At 67.0% G+C, this 1,874-nt stretch carries 3 protein-coding genes; 1 reads left to right on the top strand and 2 read right to left on the bottom strand.

The features are described 5' to 3' along the window. Nucleotides 1-156 precede the first annotated feature (156 nt). Complete coding sequence (locus tag ACFYP5_RS38630) at nt 157-714, top strand: DinB family protein (protein WP_356673758.1); 558 nt, start codon at nt 157-159, stop codon at nt 712-714. 18 nt (nt 715-732) lie between these two features. Here the strand turns inward: ACFYP5_RS38630 and ACFYP5_RS38625 are convergent, their stop codons facing one another. Together ACFYP5_RS38625 and ACFYP5_RS38620 are read right to left on the bottom strand one after the other, a co-directional pair. After that, nucleotides 733-1,335, bottom strand: a complete 603-nt coding sequence (locus ACFYP5_RS38625) for a transposase (RefSeq protein WP_356712674.1) — start codon at nt 1,333-1,335, stop codon at nt 733-735. Further along, nucleotides 1,260-1,802, bottom strand: a complete 543-nt coding sequence (locus ACFYP5_RS38620; protein ID WP_356673762.1) for a winged helix-turn-helix domain-containing protein — start codon at nt 1,800-1,802, stop codon at nt 1,260-1,262. Before ACFYP5_RS38620 ends, ACFYP5_RS38625 begins: the two co-directional genes overlap by 76 nt. Between the last annotated feature and the right edge of the window lie 72 nt (nt 1,803-1,874).

Genomic DNA, 1,874 nt, shown 5'->3' with positions numbered 1-1,874 from the left:
CTAGAGATCTTTAATCGTGGGCGTTACTGAGATTTGAGATCCAGCTCCGGGTGGACATGCCGGACGTGGTCGCTCGATGACGTCCGCGATGTCACTTGCGTATCGTCGCTGGATGTAAGCGGTAGCCGAGGGCCGTGTCCGACTATGCTCCTGGTCATGAGCGAGTCAACTCCCCTTCCTGACCCGTCTGCGGCCCTCGCTGAGGCGGAGTCCCTGCGCTCAGTTCTCGAGCGCAACCGGCGGACCTTCGCCTGGAAAACATCAGGGCTCGATGAGGAGGCTTTGCGCGCGACCACGGCCGCCAGTTCGATGACGCTCGGTGGCCTCGTCAAGCATGTGGCCCTGGTCGAGGCGGACTGGCTGGCCGTGAAGCTGGCCGGTCACGAGTATGGCGCCCCTTGGGACGCCGTGGACTTCGACGCCGACCCCGACTGGGAATGGCGCACCGGGGCCCTGGACTCCCCGGATGATGTCTACACAGTGTGGCGAGACGCTGTCGAGCGATCGCGCGAGCTCGTCACTGACATCATCAAGGAGCGCGGGCTCGACGGACCGGCGTCCTTCACCTGGCCGGACGGTCGCACGCCCAGCGTCCGGGACATGCTCTTGGACATGATTGAGGAGTACGCGCGGCACACGGGCCACGCGGACATCCTTCGCGAGACAGTGGATGGCCGCGTTGGCGAAGGTGCGCCCGAGGACTTCACCTTCTAGGAGATCCAATGGCTGAGGTTACGGCGGTTGGAAGTCGAGGCCGGTCTTGGCGAGGAGACCGTCGATGACGCCGGGTCGATACTGCATTCGTTTGAGCCTGGTTTTCACCAGCGCGGTGAGCTGGTCGAGGCTGTGCTTGGTGAGGTTGGCCAGGGACCGTTTCAGGTGCGACCAGACGCCCTCGACCGGGTTGAACTCCGGGGCGTACGGCGGCAGCTGGTAGACGGTCAGCCATAATCGGGTGTCGATCAGCTGCCGCATGGTGCGGCTGACGTGCGTGTTCAGATTGTCCCAGACCAGGACGATCGGGCCGCCGAGTTGCTGGTGCGCGGCGTCGAGCAGGCGTGCGTAATCAGCCTCGGTGAAGCCTTTGCGGCGGCCTTTGGCGGGGCCGCGGTCGAGGTGGGTGCGGTAGATCAGCCGGGGCCGATGGCCGGACTTCGTGCAGATCAGTGCCGCCATGGAGACGCGTTTGGTGCCCGCGGCGGTGACCCGCACGACGGGAGTGTGGCCTCGGCGGCCCCAGGTGCGGCCTTTGGGCGGCCTCAGCCCCTGGCCGGCTTCGTCCTCGAAGCAGAGCCAGGCGCCCAGGTCCGCCGCCGTCTTTTTATGACGGGCCACTGCTCGTCCTTCCAGGCGGCGATCTTCTCCTCGTCGCGCTCGGCGGCCTTGCGGGACGGGATCTGTACGGTCCAGCCGATGCGGTGCAGCAGCAGGTCCATCCCGGTCAAGGTGTACTCGACGCCGAACCGGCGTCGCACGACCTCGGCGATCCTCGCCAGAGTCCAGCACTGGTCGCTCCAGCCGGCGGCGGCCGGGCCGGTATCCAACACCACCTGCAGCACACGCAGTTGAGTCGCATCGAGCTTGCAGCGGGCACCGCCGGGCCCCTTGGAGACCAGGGCCTGCCGCCCGCCCGAAGCCAAACCCCGCCGCCAGCGGTTCGCCGACATCCGGGTCACCCTGAACCGCCGGGCCACCTCCCGGTCACTGGCCCCTGCCTCGATCAGATCGGCGGCCGCCAACCGGACCCGCTCACGCCGAACCCGCTCCTCAGCCGTCAGCCCTCCGCCATCGGGATACCTCATCCCTCTGGCATAGCGCGGCCCACGGCAGCCGTCACGACCCCCCGCGTAACCCACACCCTTAAAGATCTCTAG

This window comes from Streptomyces sp. NPDC005262 (assembly GCF_042872425.1).
Lineage (GTDB): Bacteria > Actinomycetota > Actinomycetes > Streptomycetales > Streptomycetaceae > Streptomyces.
This window is presented reverse-complemented; position numbering and strand designations above follow the sequence as displayed.